Below are 24,307 nucleotides of genomic sequence, written 5' to 3' on the forward strand. Positions count from 1 at the left end.
CATCTTTAATAATATGCTCTGTGATATCACTAAATTGACTATTCCCTTCGTACTTGAAGCCGTAGGGTTGTTAGCTACGTTCACTTACCTGCCTACCTGCCTACCTGCCTACCTGCCTACCTGCAACTACAATTACTTTTTTGGGTATAGATACCTTTTGATAATGGCTGCCGGGAAAAAACAGGAAGCAGATCAATAGTTGTTTCGAGAGATAATACCTATCGCAAGAAAAGAGATCTCAATCACAGGGTAACAGGATACAATCAAGGTATTCGTTTCATTAATCCTTAAGCCTAGAAGAGCGCCGCTATGAAAAATATTAATCCTAGTCAAACCGCTGCCTGGAAAGCGTTACAGCAACACTTTGAGCAGATGAAAGATGTCACCATCAGCAGTCTGTTTGCCGAGGACGACCAGCGTTTTAGCAAGTTTTCAGCCACTTTTGATGATCAAATGCTGGTGGATTTCTCCAAAAACCGCATTACCAGCGAAACCATGGAAAAGCTGCAAGCTCTGGCGAAGGAAACTGATCTGGCCGGTGCAATTAAATCCATGTTTTCCGGTGAAAAGATCAACCGCACTGAAGATCGCGCGGTACTGCATATTGCGTTGCGTAACCGCAGTAACACCCCGATTGTGGTGGATGGCAAGGATGTGATGCCAGAAGTGAATGCGGTACTGGCTAAAATGAAACAGTTCTGTGACCGCGTGATTGGCGGTGACTGGAAAGGTTATACCGGCAAGGCGATTACTGATGTGGTGAACATCGGTATCGGCGGCTCAGATCTCGGCCCTTATATGGTGACTGAAGCACTGCGCCCGTACAAAAATCATCTGAATATGCATTTCGTTTCTAACGTTGACGGCACCCATATTGCTGAAACGTTGAAACCGTTGAACCCAGAAACCACGCTGTTCCTGGTGGCATCAAAAACCTTTACCACCCAAGAAACCATGACCAACGCCCACAGTGCGCGTGACTGGTTCTTGTCTACTGCGGTTTCTGTGGAACATGTCGCCAAACACTTTGCTGCATTGTCGACCAATGCCAAAGCAGTCGGTGAGTTTGGTATTGATACCAACAATATGTTCGAATTCTGGGATTGGGTTGGTGGCCGTTACTCGCTGTGGTCCGCCATTGGTTTGTCTATCGCGCTGTCGGTTGGTTTCGAACACTTCGAACAACTGCTGAGTGGCGCGCATGCCATGGATAAACACTTCGCTGAAACACCAGCGGAGCAGAACCTGCCTATCCTGCTGGCATTGATCGGCATCTGGTATAATAATTTCTTCGGTGCAGAAACCGAAGCTATCCTGCCTTACGATCAATACATGCACCGTTTCCCCGCTTACTTCCAGCAGGGCAATATGGAATCTAATGGTAAGTATGTGGATCGTAACGGTACCCCAGTGGATTACCAGACTGGCCCTATTATCTGGGGTGAACCGGGTACTAACGGCCAACATGCGTTCTATCAGTTGATCCATCAGGGCACCAAATTGGTTCCTTGTGACTTTATTGCACCGGCTATCAGCCATAACCCGCTGAGTGATCACCACGCGAAGCTGCTGTCTAACTTCTTTGCACAGACCGAAGCACTGGCGTTTGGCAAATCACTGGCTGAAGTTGAAGCTGAATTTGCTGCGGCAGGCAAAACCCCTGAACAAGTGGCTCATGTCGCACCGTTTAAAGTGTTTGAAGGCAATCGCCCAACTAACTCCATCCTGCTGCGTGAAATCACGCCGTTCAGCTTGGGGGCATTGATTGCGCTGTATGAACACAAAATCTTCACCCAAGGGATTATCCTGAATATCTATACCTTCGACCAATGGGGTGTTGAGCTGGGTAAACAACTGGCTAATCGCATCTTGCCAGAACTGGCAGATGATAAAAACGTAACCAGTCATGACAGTTCTACCAATGCGTTGATTAACCGTTTCAAGAACTGGCGTTAAGCTGGCGGGCTTAAGCTCTTTGATCCGTGCTTATTAGCCCCTTACCTAGTAAGGGGCTTTTTTTGGCTCGGATTATTTCACCTACTTTCAATGAGGTATTTATGGCCAAAAATTCGCGTTCTCAGTGGATAGCCAAAAATTTACAGCGTTTACTGAATGTGGGGTTGATTGCATTGGCCGCTATTTTGGTGGTCTTTTTGATAAAAGAAACCTTCCATCTTGGTAAGGTCTTATTCGTCAATAATCAGGATGCGTCTTCTTACATGCTGATTGAAGGGATTGTAATTTATTTCCTGTACTTTGAGTTTATTGCTTTGATTGTTAAGTATTTTGAGTCGGGTTATCACTTCCCGTTACGCTATTTTATCTATATCGGCATCACCGCGATTATCCGCTTGATCATCGTTGATCATGAAAACCCGATCGATACGTTAATTTATTCCGGTTCGATATTGTTGCTGGTGGTGACGTTGTATTTGGCGAATACCGAGCGCCTCAAGCGCGAATGACCTATAAAAATGGCGGCCATTAAGGCCGCCCTAAAGACACAGTACCAGAGGGAAAAAATACCCTTCTTACTTGAAATTGTAGCTTTGTTTACTGCACTCTCTCACCCGAATCACTGACCTAAGTCAGCTCATCGAGCTTCACTCGTTTGTTGCCTTGCTACAATTCCAATTACTTTGGGTATTGGGTGATGAAATTTTGAATGATGATATCGTTAACCCTTCACCCCACCTGCCGTTAAGCCACCTACCAGCCAGCGTTGTGCCAGCAGGAAGACTGCGGTGATGGGAATGGCAGACAGTACCGCAGCAGCGGCGAAATCTCCCCACAGATAGTTTTGCGGATTCAAATATTGCTGCATACCCACCGCCAGCGTGTAGCTGTTCACATCACGCAATAGCAGTGATGCCACCGGGACTTCGGTGATAGCAGCGATAAACGACAGAATAAACACTACGGCTAAAATCGGCACCGACAGGGGTAACAGCACCAGCCGGAAAGCTTGCCATGGGGTTGCGCCATCCAGTGCCGCGGCTTCTTCCAGTGAGTTATCAATGGTTTCGAAATAGCCTTTGATGGTCCAGACGTGCAGGGCGATGCCGCCCATATAAGCAAAAATCACCCCGCCGTGGGTATTCAGCCCGATAAATGGCAGATACTGCCCGATACGATCGAATAAAGCATATAACGCCACCAGTGACAGCACTGCTGGGAACATCTGGAAGATCAACATGCCTTTCAGCAGGGTGCTTTTACCGCGAAAACGCATGCGGGCAAAGGCGTAAGCACAGGTAGTGGAGAGCGTGACAATCCCAATGGCGGTAATGACCGCAATCTTGATGGAGTTCCATAACCACAACATCACCGGGAACGGCGGTGGGGTTACGCTACCATCAGCGTGAGTCACACTCATACCCAGCGCCAGTTTCCAGTGTTCCCATGAAATCTGATCTGGGATCAGGCTACCGGTCGCAAAGTTGCCGGGCCGCAGCGAGATAGTAATTACCATCAGTAACGGGAACATAATCAGCGCGATAAAGCACAACATTAGAAAATGCGTGCCCCATAGACGCAAACGCTGGGATTTAGGTTGAACCATTGCCATTTGCATCTCCTCCTTAGTCAAAGTTCATTTTGCTGGCTTTCAGATTCAGTATCGCGAGCGCGCCGACCAGAATGAAAATCAGAGTGGCAATTGCCGCCGCCAAGCCAAAGTCCTGGCCGCCGCCCCCTTCAAAGGCAATACGGTAGGTGTAGCTGACCAGCAAGTCGGTATAGCCTGCTGGCGTGGTGGTGCCAATCATATCCGGGCCGCCGTTGGTCAATAACTGAATCAACACAAAGTTGTTAAAGTTAAAGGCGAAACTGGCAATCATCAGCGGTGTCAGCGGCTTAATCAGCAGTGGCAACGTGATACGGAAGAAGTTCTGGAACGGGCCTGCGCCATCCATTGCCGAGGCTTCATATAAGTCGTCGGGAATCGCTTTGAGTAGCCCCATGCACAGAATCATCATGTAGGGATAGCCGAGCCAGGTGTTGACGATCAAAATCATGCTTTTCGCGGTAATGGGGTCACTGAACCAGGCGGGCTTGATGCCAAACAGGCTACTTAGCATCAGGTTGATTTCACCAAAGCTTTGGTTAAATAACCCTTTGAAAATCAAGATTGAAATAAACGACGGTACCGCATAGGGCAGTATTAACAGCACGCGATAAACCGCTTTACCTTTTAATGAATCCCATTGCACCACACAAGCTAAAACCATACCGACAGCAACGGTCAGTACCACGGTCATTAGCGAGAAAATAATGGTCCAGATAAAGATGGAGATAAAAGGCTTCTGTATCCCTTCATCATGCAGCACCCGCAGGAAGTTTTTCCAGCCGATAGTGACAGTAAAGCCGGGACTAAGTTTTTCGTTTTGCCACTGGCCGTCGGCGTTAATGGCTTGGTAAAAACCGACATCAGGGTTTGGCCGATAGATAACACCGGTTTGCTGATTGAGCAGCTCTTTACCGTCAGCGCCCAGTTTATAGAGTGGGCTGGTAGCTGAGAACTGGCGCAGTGAACTCATGCGCAGTTCGCCACCACCGGGCAGCAGTGCGACCAACTCACCGAGTGCCTGGCGATTCTGAGTAATGATGCGCAGTGACGCGCGCTCGCCGGTCTGTTCAGTGCTGGCGGGGGCGACGGTTACTTTTTTCTCACCCGTTGCATCGAGGCTGAAAGGCGCGGAAATCAAAACAGAGCTGTCATCAGGGTTGGTAAGCTGTAAGCGCCATTGGTTATCACTGGGATAAAGACCAAAGGTAAAGGTTTTACCGGTCTGAAATTGCCGATCCATTAATACCGATTGGGCGCGCTCAAAGGTTAATTGGTTGGTACTGCTGTAGTTGGTAAAAGCGATGGCGATAGTGCAAATCAGGGGGAATAGCACAAACAGCCCCATACCTGCCACGCCGGGATAAACATAGCGCCAGGCATAGGCGCGACGATTGGCAAAGACATACAGCCCCAAACTCACCAAAATTAGCGTCACGATGGCAAAAAGATATTCACCCTGAGCATACATCAAGACGATCAAGTAGCAGGTGAATAGGCTTAATGTACCGATAATCAGCCATTTAAGCGCATCACTCTGCCACCAGGCGGTTTTCTTTTTACGACTTTCGAACTCGGTGTGGGATAACTGCATAATATTCCCTTCGTACTTTGAGTATTGTTATAGTGTTACAGCAAGTGGTGTTGGGCACGACGAATCGTGCCCCTTTTGCAGGTGAAACTGTTATTTGGTAATACGCGTTGCTGCGTCGTTCAGTGCAGCCTCTACCGTTTGACGCCCGCTGATGGCGTTCAGTACCGCACTGCGGGTGGCATACCAGAAGGCCGCCATTTGTGGAATATTTGGCATAATTTCACCCTTGGTGGCGTTATCCATAGTTGCGGCAATGCGTGGGTCTTTTGCCAATTGTTCTTGGAATGATTTCAATGCCACTGCGCCCAGAGGCTTGTCTTTATTCACTTCAGCCAAACCTTGATCGGTCAGCAGGTAGTTTTCCAGGAATTCAGTTGCCAGTTCTTTATTCGGGCTGGCAGCGTTAATACCGGCAGTCAACACGCCGACGAACGGTTTGGATGGCTGACCATGGAAGGTTGGCAGCAAGGTCACACCGTAATTGATTTTGCTCTTATCAATGTTGGACCATGCCCATGGGCCATTGATGGTCATTGCTGTTTCACCCTTGTTGAAGGCCGCTTCTGCAATGGAGTAATCTGTATCGGCATTGATGTGCTTGTTCTTCACCAGATCGACAATAAATTGCAGACCGGCTTTCGCGCCAGCGTTGTTCACGCCAACGTTTTTCACATCATATACACCGTTTGCAAATTTAAAGGCATAACCGCCGTCAGCGGCGATAACTGGCCAAGTGAAGTAGGGTTCTTGCAGGTTCCACATGATGGCGCTCTTGCCATTAGCACGCAGTGTTTTATCCAGCGCTGGGATTTCTTCCCACGTTTTCGGTGCTTCTTTCACTAAGTCTTTATTGTAAATCAGAGACAGTGCCTCAACCGCGACCGGGTAACCAATCAGTTTGCCGTTAAAGCGAACGGCGTCCCAAGTGAACGGGAACAATTTGTCTTGGAAGGCTTTAGAAGGGTGCAGTTCAGCCAACAAACCGGATTGTGCGTAACCGCCAAAGCGGTCATGAGCCCAGAAAATAATGTCCGGGCCATCACCGGTGGCAGCCACTTGCGGGAATTTCTCTTCCAGTTTGTCTGGGTGCTCGATAGTGACTTTGATGCCGGTATCTTTCTCGAACTTCTTACCGACTTCCGCCAACCCGTTATAGCCTTTATCGCCATTGATCCAGATAACCAGTTTACCTTCTTCAATCTTGGCAAAAGCAGAGGAAGAGAGCACCAGCGTGGCTAACGCTGAAAGAGCCAAAACACGTGCGGTCTTACCAATGCCGGATTTTGTGAAGCTGCGAGTCATAATCCAATCCTTTTATCCAATTTTATGGGTATCGACTTTCTTGTGAATCATTAGCTGCGAATTCTTTAGCCCATTTTCAGGCTGGTGTAGCCGTGAATCACTAAGTGAGGAGGGTGTGGCAGCGTTGCAAAAAATGTTGAGCTGCAAATTATTTAATACACTGACCAAAACACTACGCCGACATATTGAGTCACAACCGGATACACCATCATCCTCCCCCCCTCTACGCCCCCCTGCGGGTTATTGTGACCCAGTTAACACTGCTGCCTATTCTGTGGTGTCAGACACAATAATGTAGGTCGAAATTTGCAAGCCAGATCACGTATTTGTCTTTCCAGTGGAACTTCTGCCTACCGTGGTCGTTCCCTCATCCTCCCATCTCCTCCCCCATGAAAAACTTTGTTACGGATGATTACCAAATAGTGCCACTCGCGCACTATCGGCAGCATTGAAAAACGGCATCGACATTGAAACAGCGTCAGCAGCATTGAAACACCGTCACCAACAAAATGATGTTGTTCGGTTAATTATCACCCAGACAGATCAGGACGTTGAAGCGTTAAGCAATGTGCAGCCCTATACTCAGGCCGCGACGTCGTCCGAGGCAACCTGCCTCTGGCATGGCGGTACGACGCGTAGCGAGAGAGTCATCAGGGGCTGGGAGTAATCGATGGGTCATGCCGGGGTTTGCTTCCGCCATTTTTCTTCATTCAGGTTCATATGAAAAGTTGTTTGCGTAAGCAAAGGAGTAACAGATGGCTAATGTAACGCTGAGCGGCGTTTATAAGGCCTTTGGTGAGGCTGTGATCTCCAGAGATATCAATCTGGAGATCGATGACGGTGAGTTTGTGGTGTTTGTTGGCCCATCAGGGTGTGGAAAGTCAACGCTGCTGCGGATGATTGCCGGTCTTGAGGACATTACCTCGGGTGAGTTGCTGATTGGTGGTAAACGGATGAACGAAGTGCCGCCATCTGAACGCGGCATTGGCATGGTGTTTCAGTCATATGCGCTTTATCCCCATCTGTCTGTCGCAGAGAACATGTCGTTCGGTCTGAAATTGGCAGGCGCGAAGAAAGCCGAGATTAACCAACGGGTGAATCAGGTAGCCGAAGTGCTGCAATTGGCTCACCTGCTGGACCGGCGGCCAAAAGCGCTATCCGGTGGTCAACGCCAGCGTGTGGCAATTGGCCGGACACTGGTCGCTGAGCCGGATGTTTTTCTGCTCGATGAACCCCTGTCCAACCTGGATGCGGCACTGCGGGTGCAGATGCGCATTGAGATCTCGCGCCTCCACAAGCGCCTGCAACGCACCATGATTTATGTCACCCATGACCAAGTGGAAGCGATGACGCTGGCGGACAAAATTGTGGTGCTGGATGCCGGCAATGTTGCACAGGTAGGCAAGCCGCTGGAGCTGTATCACTACCCAGCCAATCGCTTTGTTGCGGGCTTTATCGGCTCGCCAAAAATGAATTTTTTACCGGTTAAAGTGACCGCCGTTGAACCTCGTCAGGTACAGATTGAACTGCCAAATCCAAATGGCCAGTTAGTGTGGCTGCCGGTGGAAGGTACTCAGGTTCAGGTCGGTGCAAATATGTCTTTGGGTATTCGCCCGGAACATCTGCTACCAAGCAGTGCCTCTGAAGTCACGCTGGAAGGTGAGATTCAGGTGGTAGAGCAACTGGGTAATGAAACTCAAATTCACATCCAAATCCCGGCAATACGTCAGAACCTGGTCTACCGCCAGAACGACGTGGTGCTGGTAGAAGAAGGTGCAACATTCGCTATTGGCCTGCCGCCGCAACGCTGTCATCTGTTCCGTGAGGACGGCACTGCGTGTAAGCGGTTGTATCAGGAACTGGGCGTCTAGCCAAAGCCGAATGTAAAGCACGCATGCCGACAGGCAAATATAACAGGAGATTACTGATGACTACTCTGCGCAAGTTACCGATAGCACTGGCTGTTGCCGCTGGTGTTCTTTCCACTCAAGCTATGGCTGTTGATTTCCACGGATATGCACGTTCCGGTATCGGTTGGACAGGAAGCGGTGGCGAACAGCAATGTTTCAAAGCTACCGGCGCCCAAAGTAAATACCGTCTGGGTAACGAGTGCGAAACTTATGCGGAAATTAAATTAGGCCAGGAATTGTGGAAAGAAGGCGACAAGAGCTTCTACTTCGATACCAACGTGGCGTATTCCGTTTCACAGCGTGATGACTGGGAGTCAACATCTCCCGCATTCCGTGAAGCTAACGTGCAGGGTAAAAATTTGATCGAATGGTTACCGGGTTCCACCATGTGGGCAGGTAAACGCTTCTATCAACGTCATGACGTCCATATGATTGACTTCTACTACTGGGATATCTCAGGTCCAGGTGCAGGTGTAGAAGCTATTGATCTGGGCTTCGGTAAGTTATCTCTGGCAGCAACCCGTAACTCAGAAGCGGGTGGTTCAAGTGCCTGGATCGATAACCAACGCAAAGATGCTGACCACACGGTCAACGATGTCTTTGACGTGCGTTTGGCTGGGCTGGAAACCAACCCAGGCGGGACACTGGAGTTCGGTGTAGATTACGGTCGTGCTAATACTCAGGACGACTACTCTCTGGCACCGGGTGCTTCTAAAGATGGCGTGATGCTGACGGCTGAGCATACGCAAAGCATGATGGGTGGCTTCAACAAATTTGTACTGCAATATGCCACCGACTCTATGACTTCTTACAATAGCGGTCACTCACAAGGTACTTCAGTCAACAATAACGGCAGTATGTTACGTGTCATTGACCACGGTGCCATCAACCTGGCTGAGAAGTGGGACATGATGTACGTCGCGTTGTATCAGGACACTGACTGGGACAACAAAAACGGCACCACGTGGTACAGCGTGGGTGTCCGTCCGATGTACAAATGGACCCCAATCATGAGTACCTTACTGGAAGCGGGCTATGACAATGTTAAGTCACAACGCACCGGTGACCGTAACGGCCAGTACAAACTGACGCTGGCGCAACAATGGCAGGCAGGCGATAGCATCTGGTCACGCCCGGCAATTCGTGTCTTCGCAACTTATGCTAACTGGGATGAGAAGTGGGGCTATAACGATGTCAAAGGCAGTGTTGACAATGGGTTAGCAGAAAACGGAACTATCGGTACTAACAGCCGCGGTAAAAGTAACGAAGTCACCTTTGGTGCACAATTCGAAGCTTGGTGGTAACAGTCGTGATGCAGCCGCCCTTTGGGGCGGCTGTTCTATTTTGATGTGGTGGGTTACGGCCCGTTTCCAACAAGATATAGCGATATACCCTAAATAATCCGAGTTGCAGCCAACGCCCATGCAGCTTGAAGTATGACGGGAATAATTGGTTAACTCTGCCGACCTTGCCTGTGCACAGTTAGCGCTGACGCTCAATGTATGAGGTATAACAATGAAAAAGAATCTACTGTCACTTTGTCTGGCATTGGCTCTAGGGGTCACTGCACCTCTGGCGGTGCAAGCAGAGTCAACTATTTCTCCGGCGAATGTTTCTATCGCGCCGACGATCAGTTCCGCCACTTTACAGCAGTTGCCATGGCAGCCATTAGTGCCACCGGCTACGCAGGACATCAAACTGACTGCCGCCAGCCCGCAAATCTCTCAAGGGAATGTTGAAGGGGCTGTTGCCGCTTTTGCTTTACCCGCCGATCGTGGATCGATGGAGATCACGCTGAGCAGTTTAGTGACTGATAATCAGCTATTTTCCCCTAGTGTATTAGTGTTAGACGAGCAAATGCGCCCAGCCGCTTACTATCCGTCCAGTTATTTCACTTATGAAAAAGCAGGCATCATGACCAATGATCGTCTGCAAGGGATAATGAAACTGACTCCGGCACTGGGCCAGAAACAAATTTATCTGCTGGTTTATACCACCCGTGACGATTTAGCAAAAACCACCAAGTTACTTGATCCGGCCAAAGCTTATGCCATGGGCGTAGGCAATGCGGTACCGGATATCCCAGATCCTATCGCGAAACACACCCCAACAGGCAACCTGAAAATCAAGGCCACGGCTGAACAGGGGATGGGTAACGTTATGATTGGCTTAATACAGTCGGCACCGACGACAGCTCCGGTTGTCGTAGGCAACAGCGCTCAACCTGCTGCGGTGGCAGCCCCGGCGGCAAAACCTGCGGAGCCAATGCTGAGTGAGACTGAAAACTACTTCAACCAAGCGATTAAAGATGCGGTGAAAGCCGGTGATGTCGATAAGGCGCTGAAATTGTTGAACGAAGCGGAACATTTGGGCTCAACTTCAGCCCGAAAAACCTTTATTGGTAGTGTAAAAGGCAAGGGTTAAATCCCGGCACTGCCGAATATGGCTAGATGGTTGGTGCGCTTAGGCGCACCTTTTTTCTTTGTGTCTTATATACGGCTACTGCCACTCGCAACGCCTTGTTTTGCTATTGGTTATCCTCGCGACACCCTGTTTGGGTTAATTCTGCTTTAAACCTCAAACTCATTTATTTAGTTTTTTGCCAGAAAGAAAAAGATTAAATGAGAATGTAAAAGACATGCGATTGCGCTTGTGCCGATATCATAAATTGAATGATTGTCTATCCATTCAATTAAAGGAGCTGATTGATGTTGAAGGAAACCCAACTTTGTTCATGGGCTGTAGCACAGGCGTGGTCGGCTCCATTTATGGCGCAGCCGTGGGCTCCGCAAATCGCAGAAGATAATATTGCGATGCTAACCCTAAGTTCTATCATGGCTGAACTGACCTATCTTATGGAAGAGAAGACAATACCCTTAAAAGTGACAGCAAAAGACCATGTGCTATTGGAAAAAATGGCAAAGGAATTGCTCAACGTCAGTTCGACTTCGGATCTGGCATTCAGTCAGGCGATGCAGTTAATTGATGGCGCCAGAGATCTGGATCAGAAAACGTGGATACAACAATTTCCAGCAATCAGTGACGCTCGAGTAGGACGAATTGTGGATTTTTATCTGCAACTCCATGATGTAGAGGGCGTCGAGTATGCCGGTAACTTAGATGATTTAACGCATTTAAGATCTGGGCTAACAGCGGCTCAAGGGTATGAAAAAGCCCGTGTTATCAGTTTGGAGCGGGAAGCCTTTTTTCGGTTATCGCAAAAAGGCCTGACACTGTCCACAGAAGAAAAACTGACCCCACTGGCGGCCCTAAGCCTTGCCTGGTGGCTGCATCAAAAGCATCAGCCCACACTGGCAGAATTATCTTCTGCTATTCATCGGCCTGAAAATAAAGAGGTTAAGCTTCAGGCGGCAATACTCTATAACCATTCCCATTATGGTAATCGCTATGGTGACGTAGCGGGGATTTCCACTGCGGATTTAAACGATTGGGGGCTGAAGCAGCTAGGTGCGCCGGAACTACCTGTTTCCCGAGCGGTTAGGGCATTGAGGGTTATCCATGAAGGGATGGATGCCCGGCCTGCGATATTGCAAGCACCGGAGGCTTATCTTGCTAATGGTTTTGCGCCGAAAAATGCTCGGGGCAGCTACCTGAAAAGGGAATCTTTAACACTAGGAGATATGATTTTAATCGGCTGCGACCAGATTGGGTTTGATGCCTGTAGCCAACAGGATTTCACTCAATTTCTCGATTTCGAACACGCAGTAGGCAGTCTGGCATTTTCGCTCAAAACTACCCTTAAGTTACATTATCAATTGCAAGGCAAAGCCCTTGATGGATTAGAAGGTAAAAGTCCTGAGCAACTGTATACGTTATTACTTCGGGAAGAAGAGCAGTTGCATCAAACTGGTGGCACGCGCTACAGCCCGACGGCAACTTTTTTATCCCATTTCAGCCAATCTAATGAAATCGAGCCTCTCACCTTAGGGGAAGCGGCAAGTGTCATCAAACGCACTGCTGGGTCAATGGATGTGTCCCATTTGTCTAAAGATGCTCAGCAGGTCTTTGATAGCATAAAACAATTGGCAGACAATATTGTTGTTGGTACGGCTATTGATGTGGAATATGACAGATTTGAAGTGGAGCTTAAAGTGCTGGCTCAGCTTCTTAAGCCAGGCCATCCCTTACATACACTGGTGCATTATCGACTTTATAAAACAGCGCAAGAAAAAATAGAGCGACAACTCGCTTATCTCGATATGCGTCTAGCCTATCGCCATCTTCCCGCCGCTTTTGATGACGATCAGGCGATAAGAGAGATCCTGACAGAGGCTGGGGTGGAAAAAGTCGATGATTCCAGAGCTTATTATTACCGTTATAGCGACCCGCATAAGCAAAATGATTCACCTGTTAATGAATTTAAACGGCGTCGGGATGCAAGCAATCGCTTTGTCGCCAATATGTCGATGCCTGGTAAGAACGGTAGGTCGATTGATGTTTATAAGACGCTAGATGCGAAAAAAACTGAATATCATGAGTGGATAAAATCGCATCCGGCAGTTCGCTCTCAGGCAATCAAAACATTAATTGAGAAAGGTCAGCGGCCAGAGAGTGGTGCGCTACAAGATAAAATCAATGCCCTTGCCAAGGATTATCGGCCAGAAACTGAAAATTCGCGTTTTTGGCGCACGGCCTGGACATCGTTAGAAGAGAGTTGGGTGTGTAAACTCCCACTACCTAACCCGATGTGTACTATCGCCAGAGTCGAAGGTCCGCGCGCTCGTAACGAAAATGAAAATATGGCGGCGGGGATGGTGGCAATGTTGATGGAGGCGGGTCAGCTTCGGGGCATGGAGCGCGGGGTCAAGTTGATAGAGAATCCGCCGCTGGGCGTAAAACCATCGGGTTCTTTGGCTCCTCCGCCACGGCCTGTTATACCTTCCCGTTTGCCGGTGGCGGAAGGCGAAGTGATACCAACGCGTCAGACGATACCAAGCCCGCATGGAAAGCCAGTTGAAGTACAATGGGTTGAGCTAAAAGATCCACTCGTCTCTGGTGGAATGCGTGAAGCTTGGGTCAGACAGGGGGGCGGCGCGACCTACTGGGAAGTCGACATAACCACCGGTAAGGACGTGGGTGTTGTCTTAAAACAAGGCCCTGCATTTAGCAAGCCGGGTAGATTACCGGGGGGCGGGCCACTGCTATCAAAAACTGCTCATCCTGAATTTAATCCTGCGATAAAATTAGGCAAGAAAATTGGCAGCGGATTGACAGCTGAAATCTATCTTGATGCCAATAACCCCGGTTTTGTTCTCAAAAAAATAAGCACGAGAGATACGTTTCTTATAGATAAGGTATTCAAGAAAGAAGTTGAGTTCTTTAATCGGTACTATGGCGAAGGCTCTGCGGAGTTAATTAATCAGGATAATCAACATTATATCAGAATGTACCGAGTGCCAGGGAAAGTCTTGACAGAGATTAATACTAAAATTTTCCCGCCAGGTGCGAAGAACAGTTTTTTACGCATGATGGACGATTTAGCTTATTACAATATTATCCATAATGACTTGAATTTTAATAATGTCTTATATGATAAAAAAACTAACACCTTTTACCCTATTGATTTCGGTGATGCTGTTGATGGGTATTACTCACTAAGTGAACCCAACAGCGGCAAGCAACATTGGGGAATAAAGATGCGGGTTGGATTTATCCTTGAACATATTGAAGAGTATGCCCGAACTTAGTTTAGTTTGTTGGTCATAATAAAAAGTAACCTGATGTCGCGGGATCCTCAATCTGCGCTACAATGTCCCCTTCTTTACGAATTAGCGGGGAGAGCCTTTTCTCCCCGGCAGGGAGCAAGCTAGATGTCTACCGGCGATGCATCAATTATAAAACCTATCCAATGGTGTGCCATTGATCAGCCAAATTTTCCTGCTGATATCGCTGATTGGTTGATGGAATTGGGGTCGATGACCCGGCGTTTTGAGCAACATTGCCAACGAGTCCATGTCGAACCCCAGCGAGAATGCTTTATTACGCGTAATGAGTTAGGGGAAGATGCAGAGCACTTACCTGTAAGCGAACGCTATTGGCTGCGGGAAATCATTTTGTGTGGTGATAATGAGCCTTGGTTGCTTGGGCGCACGGTTATCCCAGAGCAGACACTGTCTGGCCCAGATAGGGCGCTGGTGGATTTGGGCACCCTCCCACTCGGGCGCTATTTATTTGGTGGGGACAATTTAAGCCGTGATTATATTCAAGTGGGGCGGCAGAATGAACTTTGGGCGCGCCGCTCGTTGCTGCGTCTGTCAGGCAAACCCCTGTTACTGACGGAAGTTTTTTTACCGGCCTCGCCACTGTATTCGGTTTAAGCCGTAGTAAGATTTTGGAGATGGATAAATTGAAGGGAAGTACTGTTCAGACCAAATGGCAGGCTTATTGCCGTTTAATGCGGATTGATAAGCCTATTGGCTCGTTGTTGCTATTGTGGCCGACGTTGTGGGCATTATGGCTGGCGGGGCAGGGTATCCCAGAAACCAAAATACTGATTGTGTTTGTCTTGGGTGTGTTTTTTATGCGTGCGGCCGGTTGTGTCGTCAATGATTATGCTGATCGAAATATTGATGGTTTTGTAAAGCGCACCGCATCCCGCCCGTTACCCAGTGGCATTATCAGTGAACGAGAGAGCAAAATCCTGTTTGTGGTATTGGTACTGCTCTCGTTTGGTCTGGTATTAACCCTTAATAGCATGACCATTTGGTTATCATTGGCAGCACTGGCTTTAGCCTGGACTTATCCGTTTATGAAGCGGGTCACTCATCTACCCCAAGTGGTATTAGGTGCAGCTTTTGGCTGGTCGATACCTATGGGTTTTGCTGCGCTGAGTGAGAGTTTACCCCTGGTTTGTTGGCTGTTATTACTGGCGAACATTTGCTGGACCGTCGCTTATGACACGCAATACGCAATGGTTGATCGCGACGATGACCTGAAGATTGGGGTTAAATCCACGGCGATTTTATTTGGTCAACACGACAAGCTGATTATAGGGTTGTTGCAACTGGCAACCCTGGTGTTGATGGTTGCTATCGGCTGGCTGATGGGGTTGGGTGGCGCATTCTATTGGTCAATCCTGCTGGCGGGTGCCTTGTTTATCCACCAACAAAAGATGATTACTCAGCGTGACCGTGACGCCTGCTTCCGTGCGTTTTTGAATAATAATTACGTTGGGCTGGTGTTGTTTTTAGGCATTCTGATTAGTTATTGGCAGTAAATACGTTTCTGGAAAACAGTCAAAAAAATGGCCAGATGATGAATCCGGCCATTTTTGTTTAGCGCATCGAGGAATTAGTCTTCCGATTTATCCTCTGCCTCGGATTCAGGCAGTTGATTGCTGGTTTCGGCTGGCATACTGACACTCTCGATAGTCAGCTTCACTTCCGGCGTCATCAACGCACTCAGCATATTGTAAACTTCCAGCGTATGTTCCTGAACTGCGTCACCACTGTCACTGATATAACCTTCTTCGCGCAAAGTACCAACCAATGTTGAAAATACCGCTTTATCAAAGAATTCTGGTGCGTTAATCCCGTGCAGGACAGACAATCGCTGCGCCATGATACGGCTTTCTTTCTCCAGTGCCCCACGGTTAATGCTCGGATTGGCACTGAGCAGTGACAAGGTAATCGCGTATCGTTGCAGGGTTTCCCGCACACCGGCGGCCAATAATTGCAGTGGGCGAATCCGGGCCGGATTCAGCACTAACTCGGTCCCTTTGTCACAAATCAACTGTTGGCGGGCCAGCTCATCTATCAGTGTGTCCAGCGTCTGTGGCAACTCTTCTTTGCTGTAATGCAGGAACAGCTCAGCTTTCAACATCGGATAAATCATACTGATTTGGCGCAACAACTCATCACGGGTAATGCGGCGGTGGTACATCACCATACTGGCGATCAGGGACGGCAGCATCAGCAAGTGCTGGATATTATTGCGATAATAGGTCATCAGCACGGCTTGTTCCCGTGGCAGGATGATAATGTCACCAATGTTGTCTTTCTCCACCTCAAACTTATTCATATTCAAGGCGTGATTAAGTAACTCTTCCGGCGTTTTATCCGGTACGGTGACATCTTTCGCATAAGGAACATTGCGCAGCAGTTGCAGATAGCAATCAAGTTGCTCAAGCAACTGTTCACGGGTGAGTGAACGCTGACGTGAGGCTAACAATGCGGTAGAACACAAGTTCATGGCATTTGCTGCTGCCGCATTATTTATTCTCACCATAATCTTACCGGCCAAATCATTTACCGCCGGTGTCAGCCAGCTTGGGCGCTGAGCTTCGATCGGGTCAATGGCATCACGCCATTGCGGTACATTGGTGTTCAGATAGGTGGTCAACGGGATCGGTTCACCAAAGTTGACATAGCCCTGACCGAGGTTACGTAACTTGCGCAAGCCCCGCAGCATCTGCAACAGGTTCTCTTTCTCTTTGGTCGCGCCGCGCAGCTCTTTGGCATAGGTACCCACTTCCATCACATGTTCGTAACCGATATAAATCGGCACCAAGGTGATTGGACGTGAGCCACCACGCAACATTGCCTGAATGGTCATCGACAATGTGCCGGTTTTTGGCTCCAGCAGGCGGCCGGTACGTGAACGCCCCCCTTCAACAAAGTATTCAACCGAATAACCACGGGTGAACAGTTCACCTAAATACTCGCGGAAAACCGTTGAATAGAGTTTATTGCCTTTAAAGGTGCGACGAATAAAGAACGCGCCCAAACGACGGAAGATAGGCCCGGCAGGCCAGAAGTTAAGGTTAATCCCGGCGGCAATATGCGGCGGCACCAGCCCTTGATGATAAAGCACGTAGGAGAGCAGCAGATAATCCATATGGCTGCGATGACAAGGCACATAGACGATTTCATGGCCATCTTGCGCCAACTGCCGCACCCGTTCTGCATTATGGACATTAATGCCCTGATACAAACGGTTCCACGTCCAGCTTAATACCCTGTCAGACAGGCGCACGGCTTCATAAGAGAAGTCGGCAGCGATCTCTTCCATCAGCGTAATGGCATTTTGCTGTGCTTTCTCATGGGAGATTTTCTTGGTCCGCGCTTCATCGGCAACGGCCTTTTCAATCGCCTTTGAGGTCAGCAACTTTTTGAACAGATCCTGACGGGCAGGCAGACTAGGGCCAACCGCGGCTAAGCGTTGACGGGAGAAGTGCATGCGCGCGACACGAGCCAGTTTGTGGGCGATAGTTTTATCGGTACCGTGTTCGCTGGCCATTCTGCGCAGTGAAACTGTGGTAGAGAAACGCACAAAGCTATCGCGACCCAGCCATAAGACAGCGAAGAACTTCTGCACCCCGTTAAGCACGCGCAGATGTGGTGTTCCGTGGCCTTCACGCCCCGGCGAACGACCAAACATCACGGAAACCGGTAGCATCTGGATATCCAACTCGGGATTATTGCGGTGCAAATCCAGATAGTCGTGGAACAGCTTTACCGATTCCTGTTTAGGTGCGTAATAACGAAAGACCCTCGGGCCATTATCGATAAACACATGACTAGGCAGTTGCACGCCATCGATTTCCAATGGAATCAAGGGGTCGGGCAGGTCTTGTGCTTGACACTGCGCTCGCAAAGTCAGCAAATCAGCCTTAGAATTGTAAGGCAAAACGTACAGAATAGGACGAGAGGGGTCTAGCCCTAACTCAGTCACAGGGTCTGCCGGAATAACCTTGCTTTTTACCAACAGTTTAAGTGGTAAATTCAGTAACTTATAATATATTTTACGCCAACCTGACATAACTACATGAAGCCTCTTGTTAGCAATTCGTCGCAAGGATACCAGAAACTGGTTTTGAGATCTGTGGTGATAAGACAACAGAAAGCGGCAAAAATCATCATTAACTTAAGATAAAGGCAATAAAACATGGCGAATCAATCAACAGGGCTGGCCCGAGTCTATAAAGCGGCCGGTTATTCTGTGAAAGGCTTAACGGCTGCCTGGAAAAACGAAGCAGCTTTTCGCCAGGAAGCTGTCGCCGCCATCATCGCTATCATACTGGCCTTCTGGTTAGATGTAGATGCTATCGCACGCCTTTTATTAATTGGTAGCGTCATTTTAGTGATCATCATCGAAGTCATTAATAGTGCGATTGAGGCGGTGGTGGACAGGATTGGCAGTGAGCTCCATGAGCTATCGGGGCGTGCCAAAGATATGGGGTCTGCGGCGGTATTTCTCGCCATCTTATTAGCGCTATTTGTCTGGATAACGGTACTTTGGCAGCATGCTGGTTAATGTTATGACGAACAATGCCGCAGAAATAAGCTGTGATTAATCCCTGTTTTTATTCACTCTTTGGTTCCCAACACCCGCTTACCTGTATATACTCACAGCAAGACTGTATAAACAAACAGGGGGCGGAATGAAAGCACTTACTACCAGACAGCAAGAGGTTTATGACCTGGTTCGCGATCACCTAGCGCAAACCGGCATGCCACCGACCCGTGCCGAAATTGCGCAGCGTCTGGGGTTTCGCTCTCCTAACGCCGCTGAAGAGCATTTAAAAGCACTGGCCCGTAAAGGTGTCATTGAGATTGTTTCTGGCGCTTCCCGTGGCATTCGCTTGCTGATGGAAGAAGAAGATGGCCTGCCACTGATTGGCCGGGTTGCCGCAGGTGAGCCTTTGCTGGCACAGCAGCATATCGAAGGGCACTACAAAGTAGACCCATCGATGTTTAAGCCGAGTGCAGATTTTCTGTTGCGGGTTAATGGGATGTCGATGAGAGATATCGGCATTCTGGATGGTGACCTATTAGCGGTACATAAAACGCAAGATGTGCGTAACGGGCAAGTGGTTGTGGCACGAATTGACGATGAAGTAACGGTAAAACGCTTGAAAAAACAAGGTAATATCGTACAGCTTCTGCCAGAGAATAGTGAGTTCCAACCCATTATTGTCGATCTGCGCGAGCAGAGCTTTACTATTGAAGGACTGGCCGTCGGTGTTATCCGTAATGGCGACTGGATCTAACATTAGCGTTTTATATTGAACTGATAAGCCGTTCCTGCTCAGGAGCGGCTTTTTATTATCGTTAATTGCCTCAATAGGCTATTCAGATGCCCAAAATAATTGGTGTTGCAAGTAGGCAGCCAGCAAGCGACAAATCTGCCGGGAGCTGATTTAAAGGTTACTTGCAGCAGTCTCACAGAAGTGAGGTTTATAGATGGGCCAAGTAACAAGTGTAGCTAACACCTGATAGCTTCAGTATAAAGGATATAATTAGATTGAGACGATTCTGACAATAAGTTATTACCTACTGTTTTAACTGAATAATATGAATGTATATTTTTACTTTATAGTTCGATTTCTTGTGATTAATATTATCAAGGCTTTAATTATCAGTATCCTCTGCTATAGTTATTCCTACGGTAAGCGAAACAACGAAGTTTAATTTTAAATTATGACTGTGAGCGACTAATTTAAATATTGTTGTTTTCTCAATAGACGATGTTTATCGTGCTAATTTAAATAAACTGACTAATTCCCAAGGTAACGGAGATATTATGAATAAAGATCAAGCCGACGGTAACTGGAAGCAGTTTAAAGGTAAAGTGAAAGAAAAATGGGGCAAGTTGACCGACGATGACCTAACGGTAATTGAAGGTAAGCGTGACCAGTTAGTGGGTAAAATCCAGGAGAAATACGGCTATCAGAAAGAGCAAGCTGAGAAAGAAGTCAAAGCTTGGGAAGACCATAGCAAGTTTCGCTGGTAACAGCATGAAATGGAATTAAACTGCTATTGATATAAATTAATCGGGTCTCTCGTTTCATAGAATATGAATTATTAATCAATTCCGTATAATTATTGATAAATCAAATCCAATTATACTGATGTGATGATATTGTTTTAATAAAAGATATTCTGGTTGTACCTGTATTTATATCTGCCTTGGCACAAGGACGTGCCTTATAATTATTATCCTGTCGCATTGCTCGCGGCAGTCTGCTTTTTGCTCACCGATATATACCCACCAGGGATCTCTATCTATACCCTAAATAATTCGAGTTGCAGGAAGGCGGTAAGCGAGATACAAATCGGTCGGGAACCGATTTGAACAGCATTTATGCTAGCCCGCAGGATGAGGCTCATTAATCCCGATGAGCTTACATAAGTAAGTGATTCGGGTTATTGAGAGCAGCCAACACACATGCAGCTTGAAGTATGACGGGTATAAGGCAAAAGTAATTGGAGAGCAGCTAACATTGCTGCGGCTTCAATATCTTCAATTAGATATGCAACTATTTCTTTTTAGTGACAATAGAGTGGTCATGGTCACAATGATCATGGCTTTCACAGGCTTCAACTTCCCCGCATTCAGCACATAACCCGTGCGCTTCAACCACACTGTGACGCAGTGCAAAACCTGATTGTTTAGCTAGCTGCGCCAATGCTTCTTCAATACCCACAGTGGTACGTTCAGTGACTATTTTGCAGCGATCACAGATAAATAGTGCCGAGGTATGGGTTGGCTCTTCAAAATGATGGCATAGCACATAACTATTCGCTGACTCGACACGGTGGATAAAACCCTGCTCGAGCAAAAAATCCAATGCGCGATAAACCGTTGGAGGCTTGGCTTGCGGCTCAGAAACACGCAGCAAATCCAACAAATCATAAGCACTGATTGCGCCAGGTTGTTGTGCCATTAAGCGTAATACTTCAAGACGTTGCGGTGTCAGCCGGACGTTACGTTGTTGGCACAGCTCTTCAGCCTGAGCCAGCAGCTTTTCCTCATTGATAGGTTTCATGATATCCATCCCGCAGCATTCAAATTGAATTGATTTTATCATATTTAGCGTTAATCGCCGATAGATGAAAAGGCAAGGGGAAGGTGGGTATCACATTTTTGTTAAGTCATAGAATTCGATGACAGAACGATCAGCCGTAAGGTTCAATTATCACACCGGCAGCTATGGTGAGGTTCTATGGTATAATTACTCATTCCATCCCTTTGTAGGGTTCGCTCGGCGGGCAACTTCAATGGGTATTCGATGAAATAATAACCGATGAAATCACCGTAAATGCACGCAGCCCAGACTTTTTCCAGCACCCCGGCCACTAAGCCACACTACCCCCTGCAACGTTTTTCCGTCGCGCCGATGCTCGACTGGACTGATCGTCATTGTCGCTATTTTCATCGTTTGTTAACCAAGCAGACCTTGTTATATACCGAGATGGTCACCACCGGTGCCATTATTCATGGCAAAGCTGACTATCTGGCTTATAGCGAACAGGATCATCCGGTGGCACTGCAGCTTGGGGGCAGTGACCCGCAAGCACTGGCACATTGTGCCAAATTGGCTGAACAACGCGGCTACAATGAAATAAACCTGAATGTGGGTTGCCCATCTGATCGGGTGCAAAATGGTCGTTTCGGCGCTTGCCTGATGGGTGAGGCTGAACTGGTCGCTGACTGCATTAAAGCTATGCGTGATGTGGTTTCTATTCCTGTCACCGTTAAAACTCGTATCGGCATTGACCAACTGGATAGCTATGAGTTCTTGTGCGAGTTTGTGCAAACGGTGGCAGACCGTGGTGAATGCGATATCTTTACCATTCATGCTCGTAAAGCCTGGCTCTCAGGGCTTAGTCCGAAAGAGAACCGTGAAGTGCCACCGCTGGATTATGAGCGGGTTTATCAGCTCAAGCGTGATTTCCCAACACTGACTATTGCCATTAACGGTGGTGTGAAAACGCTGGCTGAAGCCAAAGAGCATCTTAAACATCTTGATGGGGTGATGATGGGCCGCGAAGCCTACCAAAATCCAAGCATTTTGACCCAAGTCGATCGAGAACTGTTTGATGCGAATGCCCCTGTAGTCGATAGCGTTAAGGCGATTGAAGCACTTTATCCTTATATCGAACAGGAGTTGTCTCGCGGCGCTTATCTGGGCCACATCACCCGGCATATTCTTGGTATCTTTCAGGGGATCCCTGGTGCGCGTCAATGGCGTCGCCATCTAAGTGAAAATGCCCATAAGCCCGGTGCCGGTGTCGCCGTAGTAGAGCAAGCCTTAGCGCTGGTCACTCGGCCTTATACCCTTCGTCCTTGAAGTCGCAGGGTTGTTAGCTACGTTTACTTACCCGAATCACTTACTTGAGTAAATGATTCGGGATGCGTTCACTTGCTGCCTACCTGCGATGCTAATTACTTTGGGTATAATAAAATAGCTATAAGTTAGTCAAATCGACCATGCCTATCTGTTTTTCTGGTAGGCATTTATATTACTTAATAAGTAAATTCAATGTATTAGCTGATGCATTAAAGTTGGCATGCTTCTTGTAATACTTCTTATAAAATCCCCGATTTGTTCGTTATATTTAATGATGTGGTTGTGGGACACACACAATTATTAAGGAGTCAGCCATGTTTGAAATTCTCTTTGTTATCGGCTTTTTTATCATGCTGATGGTAACCGGTATATCCCTGCTAGGGATCTTCGCTGCATTACTGGTGGCTGCCGCTTTTATGATGTTGGGCGGCTTATTCGTCATGATGATTAAGCTGTTACCTTGGTTGATTCTGGCGGTGGTGGCGGTCTGGATATGGCGTTCGATGCAGAAACCGATAGTCAGGCGTTACTAAAATTTTACTTTCTTGCGGCAGCGATCACAGCCTGAAAGATTAGTGGGGCGAATCCGAGGGAAAACGTATTTTTTCTCGAGCGTGCTTGCTAGGATGCTAACCGATACGATTTGGTATCACATTTTTCATCCCTGCCAGAGGTAAAAATAGCCGTATAAACGGCAGTTAGCTCTGACAGAATACGCTGCTGTGCCCCTACATGTGCATCAAAGAAAGCGTTGTAAAGAAGGGCTCCCTAATCGGAGCCCTTTGTTTTTTCAACAATATTACTGAGGAATGGCCAGACAACTTACGGTATCAGTAAGCTGGATCCTGTGGTCTGGCGGCTTTCTAAAATTTGATGGGCACGGTGAGCATCACGCAACGGGAATTGCTGTGCCTTTGCCACATCGACATTAATTGCTCCGCTAGCAATCAGTGAAAACAGTTCGTGGCTGGCACTTTCTAACTCTTGCCGATTGGTGACATAAGTGTTGAGAGAGGGGCGAGTAACATATAGCCCGCCTTTTTGGTTCAGGATGGCAAGATCTACTCCTGTTACTGGGCCGGAGGCATTACCGAAACTCACCATCAAGCCTCTACGCTTAAGGCTATTAAGCGAGTCCAGCCAGGTACTTTTCCCGACGGAGTCATACACCACACCCACTTTTTCGCCATTAGTCAGCTCTGCCACCCGCTCGGCAATATTTTCTGTACGATAGTTAATCGTGGCCCAGGCACCAGCAGCTTTTGCTAATTTGGCCTTTTCATCAGAACCAACACTGCCGATAAGCTTAGCACCAAGCGCTTGCGCCCACTGGCATGCAATTAGCCCTACTCCCCCTGCCGCTGCATGGAACAGGAATACCTCACCCGGTTTTATCTCGTGGGTTTGGCGCAACAGATAGTGCACGGTCAGTCCTTTGAGGAATGATGCTGCGGCCTGCTCGAAAGAGATATTGTCAGGAAGTATGGCAATCTTCTCTGCCGCAACATTATGCACTTCGCTGTAAGCCCCGAGAGCTGATTGGGCATACACCACCCGGTCACCGACGTTTATTGTGTTAACCGATGAACCCACTTTGGTGACAATTCCCGCAGCCTCTGTTCCCAATCCACTGGGAAACTGTGATGGTGAATAAAGCCCACTGCGAATATAAGTATCGATATAGTTAATACCGATTGCCTTGTTTTCTACCTGAACCTCATTTGCCGCAGGGTCAGAAGGGGTGAAATCAAGGTACTGCAACACTTCCGGCCCGCCAGTGGTACTGAATTGGATATGCTTTGCCATGGTAGCTCCTATAGATAGGTATATTTTCACCCTAC

The 24,307-nt window shown here is 47.9% G+C and carries 19 protein-coding genes and 1 pseudogene; 14 read left to right on the forward strand and 6 right to left on the reverse strand.

Going from position 1 to position 24,307, the window contains the following annotated elements; genetic code table 11:
- Positions 1-309 precede the first annotated feature (309 nt).
- On the forward strand, positions 310-1,956 hold the full coding sequence (pgi, locus tag EL015_RS01730; RefSeq protein WP_005191503.1) for a glucose-6-phosphate isomerase: 1,647 nt from the start codon (positions 310-312) through the stop codon (positions 1,954-1,956).
- Positions 1,957-2,057: 101 nt separating this feature from the next.
- The gene (gene psiE / locus EL015_RS01735; protein ID WP_004705335.1) at positions 2,058-2,465 is read left to right on the forward strand and encodes a phosphate-starvation-inducible protein PsiE; all 408 of its coding nucleotides are present in this window, start codon (positions 2,058-2,060) and stop codon (positions 2,463-2,465) included.
- 212 nt (positions 2,466-2,677) lie between these two features.
- On the opposite strand, the gene malG is transcribed toward psiE, so the two are convergent.
- From malG to malE, 3 genes are all read right to left on the reverse strand, one after another.
- Entirely contained in the window at positions 2,678-3,568 is an 891-nt protein-coding gene (malG, locus tag EL015_RS01740) for a maltose ABC transporter permease MalG (RefSeq protein WP_032907691.1), read from the reverse strand.
- A gap of 13 nt (positions 3,569-3,581) precedes the next feature.
- Entirely contained in the window at positions 3,582-5,159 is a 1,578-nt protein-coding gene (gene malF / locus EL015_RS01745; RefSeq protein ID WP_005191497.1) for a maltose ABC transporter permease MalF, read from the reverse strand.
- Between the two features lie 90 nt (positions 5,160-5,249).
- On the reverse strand, positions 5,250-6,461 hold the full coding sequence (gene malE, locus EL015_RS01750; RefSeq protein ID WP_005191495.1) for a maltose/maltodextrin ABC transporter substrate-binding protein MalE: 1,212 nt from the start codon (positions 6,459-6,461) through the stop codon (positions 5,250-5,252).
- A gap of 487 nt (positions 6,462-6,948) precedes the next feature.
- On the opposite strand from malE, the pseudogene EL015_RS01755 reads away from it, so the two are divergent.
- From EL015_RS01755 to ubiA, 7 genes and pseudogenes are all read left to right on the forward strand, one after another.
- Positions 6,949-7,201 (forward strand): annotated as a pseudogene (locus EL015_RS01755) (hypothetical protein).
- 15 nt (positions 7,202-7,216) lie between these two features.
- Positions 7,217-8,332, forward strand: a complete 1,116-nt coding sequence (gene malK, locus EL015_RS01760; protein ID WP_005191494.1) for a maltose/maltodextrin ABC transporter ATP-binding protein MalK — start codon at positions 7,217-7,219, stop codon at positions 8,330-8,332.
- A 53-nt stretch (positions 8,333-8,385) separates the two neighbouring features.
- A complete protein-coding gene (locus tag EL015_RS01765) occupies positions 8,386-9,675 on the forward strand; it encodes a maltoporin (RefSeq protein WP_196333748.1) in 1,290 nt (429 codons plus the stop codon).
- A gap of 211 nt (positions 9,676-9,886) precedes the next feature.
- Positions 9,887-10,795 carry a maltose operon protein MalM gene (malM, locus tag EL015_RS01770; RefSeq protein WP_005191492.1) on the forward strand — a complete coding sequence of 303 codons (909 nt, stop codon included), beginning with the start codon at positions 9,887-9,889 and terminating at the stop codon, positions 10,793-10,795.
- A 284-nt stretch (positions 10,796-11,079) separates the two neighbouring features.
- Positions 11,080-14,079 carry an OspG family effector kinase gene (locus EL015_RS01775; RefSeq protein WP_005191490.1) on the forward strand — a complete coding sequence of 1,000 codons (3,000 nt, stop codon included), beginning with the start codon at positions 11,080-11,082 and terminating at the stop codon, positions 14,077-14,079.
- Positions 14,080-14,202: 123 nt separating this feature from the next.
- Positions 14,203-14,709 (forward strand): chorismate lyase, encoded by a 507-nt coding sequence (ubiC, locus tag EL015_RS01780; RefSeq protein WP_005191489.1) that lies wholly within the window; start codon positions 14,203-14,205, stop codon positions 14,707-14,709.
- Between the two features lie 29 nt (positions 14,710-14,738).
- Entirely contained in the window at positions 14,739-15,608 is an 870-nt protein-coding gene (gene ubiA / locus EL015_RS01785) for a 4-hydroxybenzoate octaprenyltransferase (RefSeq protein WP_032907689.1), read from the forward strand.
- A gap of 74 nt (positions 15,609-15,682) precedes the next feature.
- On the opposite strand, the gene plsB is transcribed toward ubiA, so the two are convergent.
- Positions 15,683-18,151: a glycerol-3-phosphate 1-O-acyltransferase PlsB gene (gene plsB / locus EL015_RS01790; protein WP_005191487.1), complete on the reverse strand. Its 2,469-nt coding sequence runs from the start codon at positions 18,149-18,151 to the stop codon at positions 15,683-15,685.
- Between the two features lie 126 nt (positions 18,152-18,277).
- On the opposite strand from plsB, the gene EL015_RS01795 reads away from it, so the two are divergent.
- The 3 genes from EL015_RS01795 (at position 18,278) to EL015_RS01805 (ending at position 20,125) form a co-directional block, all read left to right on the forward strand.
- Positions 18,278-18,646 (forward strand): diacylglycerol kinase, encoded by a 369-nt coding sequence (locus EL015_RS01795; RefSeq protein ID WP_005191486.1) that lies wholly within the window; start codon positions 18,278-18,280, stop codon positions 18,644-18,646.
- A gap of 127 nt (positions 18,647-18,773) precedes the next feature.
- Positions 18,774-19,382: a transcriptional repressor LexA gene (gene lexA, locus EL015_RS01800; RefSeq protein WP_005191485.1), complete on the forward strand. Its 609-nt coding sequence runs from the start codon at positions 18,774-18,776 to the stop codon at positions 19,380-19,382.
- Positions 19,383-19,915: 533 nt separating this feature from the next.
- On the forward strand, positions 19,916-20,125 hold the full coding sequence (locus EL015_RS01805) for a CsbD family protein (RefSeq protein WP_005191484.1): 210 nt from the start codon (positions 19,916-19,918) through the stop codon (positions 20,123-20,125).
- A 526-nt stretch (positions 20,126-20,651) separates the two neighbouring features.
- Here EL015_RS01805 and zur read toward each other — a convergent pair.
- Entirely contained in the window at positions 20,652-21,161 is a 510-nt protein-coding gene (gene zur, locus EL015_RS01810; RefSeq protein ID WP_032907679.1) for a zinc uptake transcriptional repressor Zur, read from the reverse strand.
- A gap of 273 nt (positions 21,162-21,434) precedes the next feature.
- Here zur and dusA point away from each other — a divergent pair, with 273 nt between their 5' ends.
- Together dusA and pspG are read left to right on the forward strand one after the other, a co-directional pair.
- Complete coding sequence (gene dusA / locus EL015_RS01815) at positions 21,435-22,466, forward strand: tRNA dihydrouridine(20/20a) synthase DusA (RefSeq protein WP_005191466.1); 1,032 nt, start codon at positions 21,435-21,437, stop codon at positions 22,464-22,466.
- A 314-nt stretch (positions 22,467-22,780) separates the two neighbouring features.
- Complete coding sequence (gene pspG / locus EL015_RS01820) at positions 22,781-22,999, forward strand: envelope stress response protein PspG (protein ID WP_005191465.1); 219 nt, start codon at positions 22,781-22,783, stop codon at positions 22,997-22,999.
- 289 nt (positions 23,000-23,288) lie between these two features.
- Here the strand turns inward: pspG and EL015_RS01825 are convergent, their stop codons facing one another.
- Positions 23,289-24,272, reverse strand: a complete 984-nt coding sequence (locus EL015_RS01825; protein WP_005191463.1) for a quinone oxidoreductase — start codon at positions 24,270-24,272, stop codon at positions 23,289-23,291.
- Positions 24,273-24,307 lie beyond the last annotated feature (35 nt).

The sequence above is a fragment of the Yersinia intermedia genome (assembly GCF_900635455.1).
GTDB classification, from domain to species: Bacteria; Pseudomonadota; Gammaproteobacteria; order Enterobacterales; family Enterobacteriaceae; genus Yersinia; species Yersinia intermedia.

Bases quoted from the DNA above. Each gene is read 5' to 3' on its own strand.
- malM (WP_005191492.1), top strand. From the start codon at position 9,887: ATGAAAAAGAATCTACTGTCACTTTGTCTGGCATTGGCTCTAGGGGTC.
- malK (WP_005191494.1), top strand. From the start codon at position 7,217: ATGGCTAATGTAACGCTGAGCGGCGTTTATAAGGCCTTTGGTGAGGCT.
- malF (WP_005191497.1), bottom strand. From the start codon at position 5,159: ATGCAGTTATCCCACACCGAGTTCGAAAGTCGTAAAAAGAAAACCGCC.
- ubiC (WP_005191489.1), top strand. From the start codon at position 14,203: ATGTCTACCGGCGATGCATCAATTATAAAACCTATCCAATGGTGTGCC.
- malE (WP_005191495.1), bottom strand. From the start codon at position 6,461: ATGACTCGCAGCTTCACAAAATCCGGCATTGGTAAGACCGCACGTGTT.
- EL015_RS01805 (WP_005191484.1), top strand. From the start codon at position 19,916: ATGAATAAAGATCAAGCCGACGGTAACTGGAAGCAGTTTAAAGGTAAA.
- zur (WP_032907679.1), bottom strand. From the start codon at position 21,161: ATGAAACCTATCAATGAGGAAAAGCTGCTGGCTCAGGCTGAAGAGCTG.
- pspG (WP_005191465.1), top strand. From the start codon at position 22,781: ATGTTTGAAATTCTCTTTGTTATCGGCTTTTTTATCATGCTGATGGTA.
- plsB (WP_005191487.1), bottom strand. From the start codon at position 18,151: ATGTCAGGTTGGCGTAAAATATATTATAAGTTACTGAATTTACCACTT.
- dusA (WP_005191466.1), top strand. From the start codon at position 21,435: ATGCACGCAGCCCAGACTTTTTCCAGCACCCCGGCCACTAAGCCACAC.
- lexA (WP_005191485.1), top strand. From the start codon at position 18,774: ATGAAAGCACTTACTACCAGACAGCAAGAGGTTTATGACCTGGTTCGC.
- EL015_RS01825 (WP_005191463.1), bottom strand. From the start codon at position 24,272: ATGGCAAAGCATATCCAATTCAGTACCACTGGCGGGCCGGAAGTGTTG.
- psiE (WP_004705335.1), top strand. From the start codon at position 2,058: ATGGCCAAAAATTCGCGTTCTCAGTGGATAGCCAAAAATTTACAGCGT.
- pgi (WP_005191503.1), top strand. From the start codon at position 310: ATGAAAAATATTAATCCTAGTCAAACCGCTGCCTGGAAAGCGTTACAG.
- malG (WP_032907691.1), bottom strand. From the start codon at position 3,568: ATGGCAATGGTTCAACCTAAATCCCAGCGTTTGCGTCTATGGGGCACG.
- EL015_RS01795 (WP_005191486.1), top strand. From the start codon at position 18,278: ATGGCGAATCAATCAACAGGGCTGGCCCGAGTCTATAAAGCGGCCGGT.
- EL015_RS01775 (WP_005191490.1), top strand. From the start codon at position 11,080: ATGTTGAAGGAAACCCAACTTTGTTCATGGGCTGTAGCACAGGCGTGG.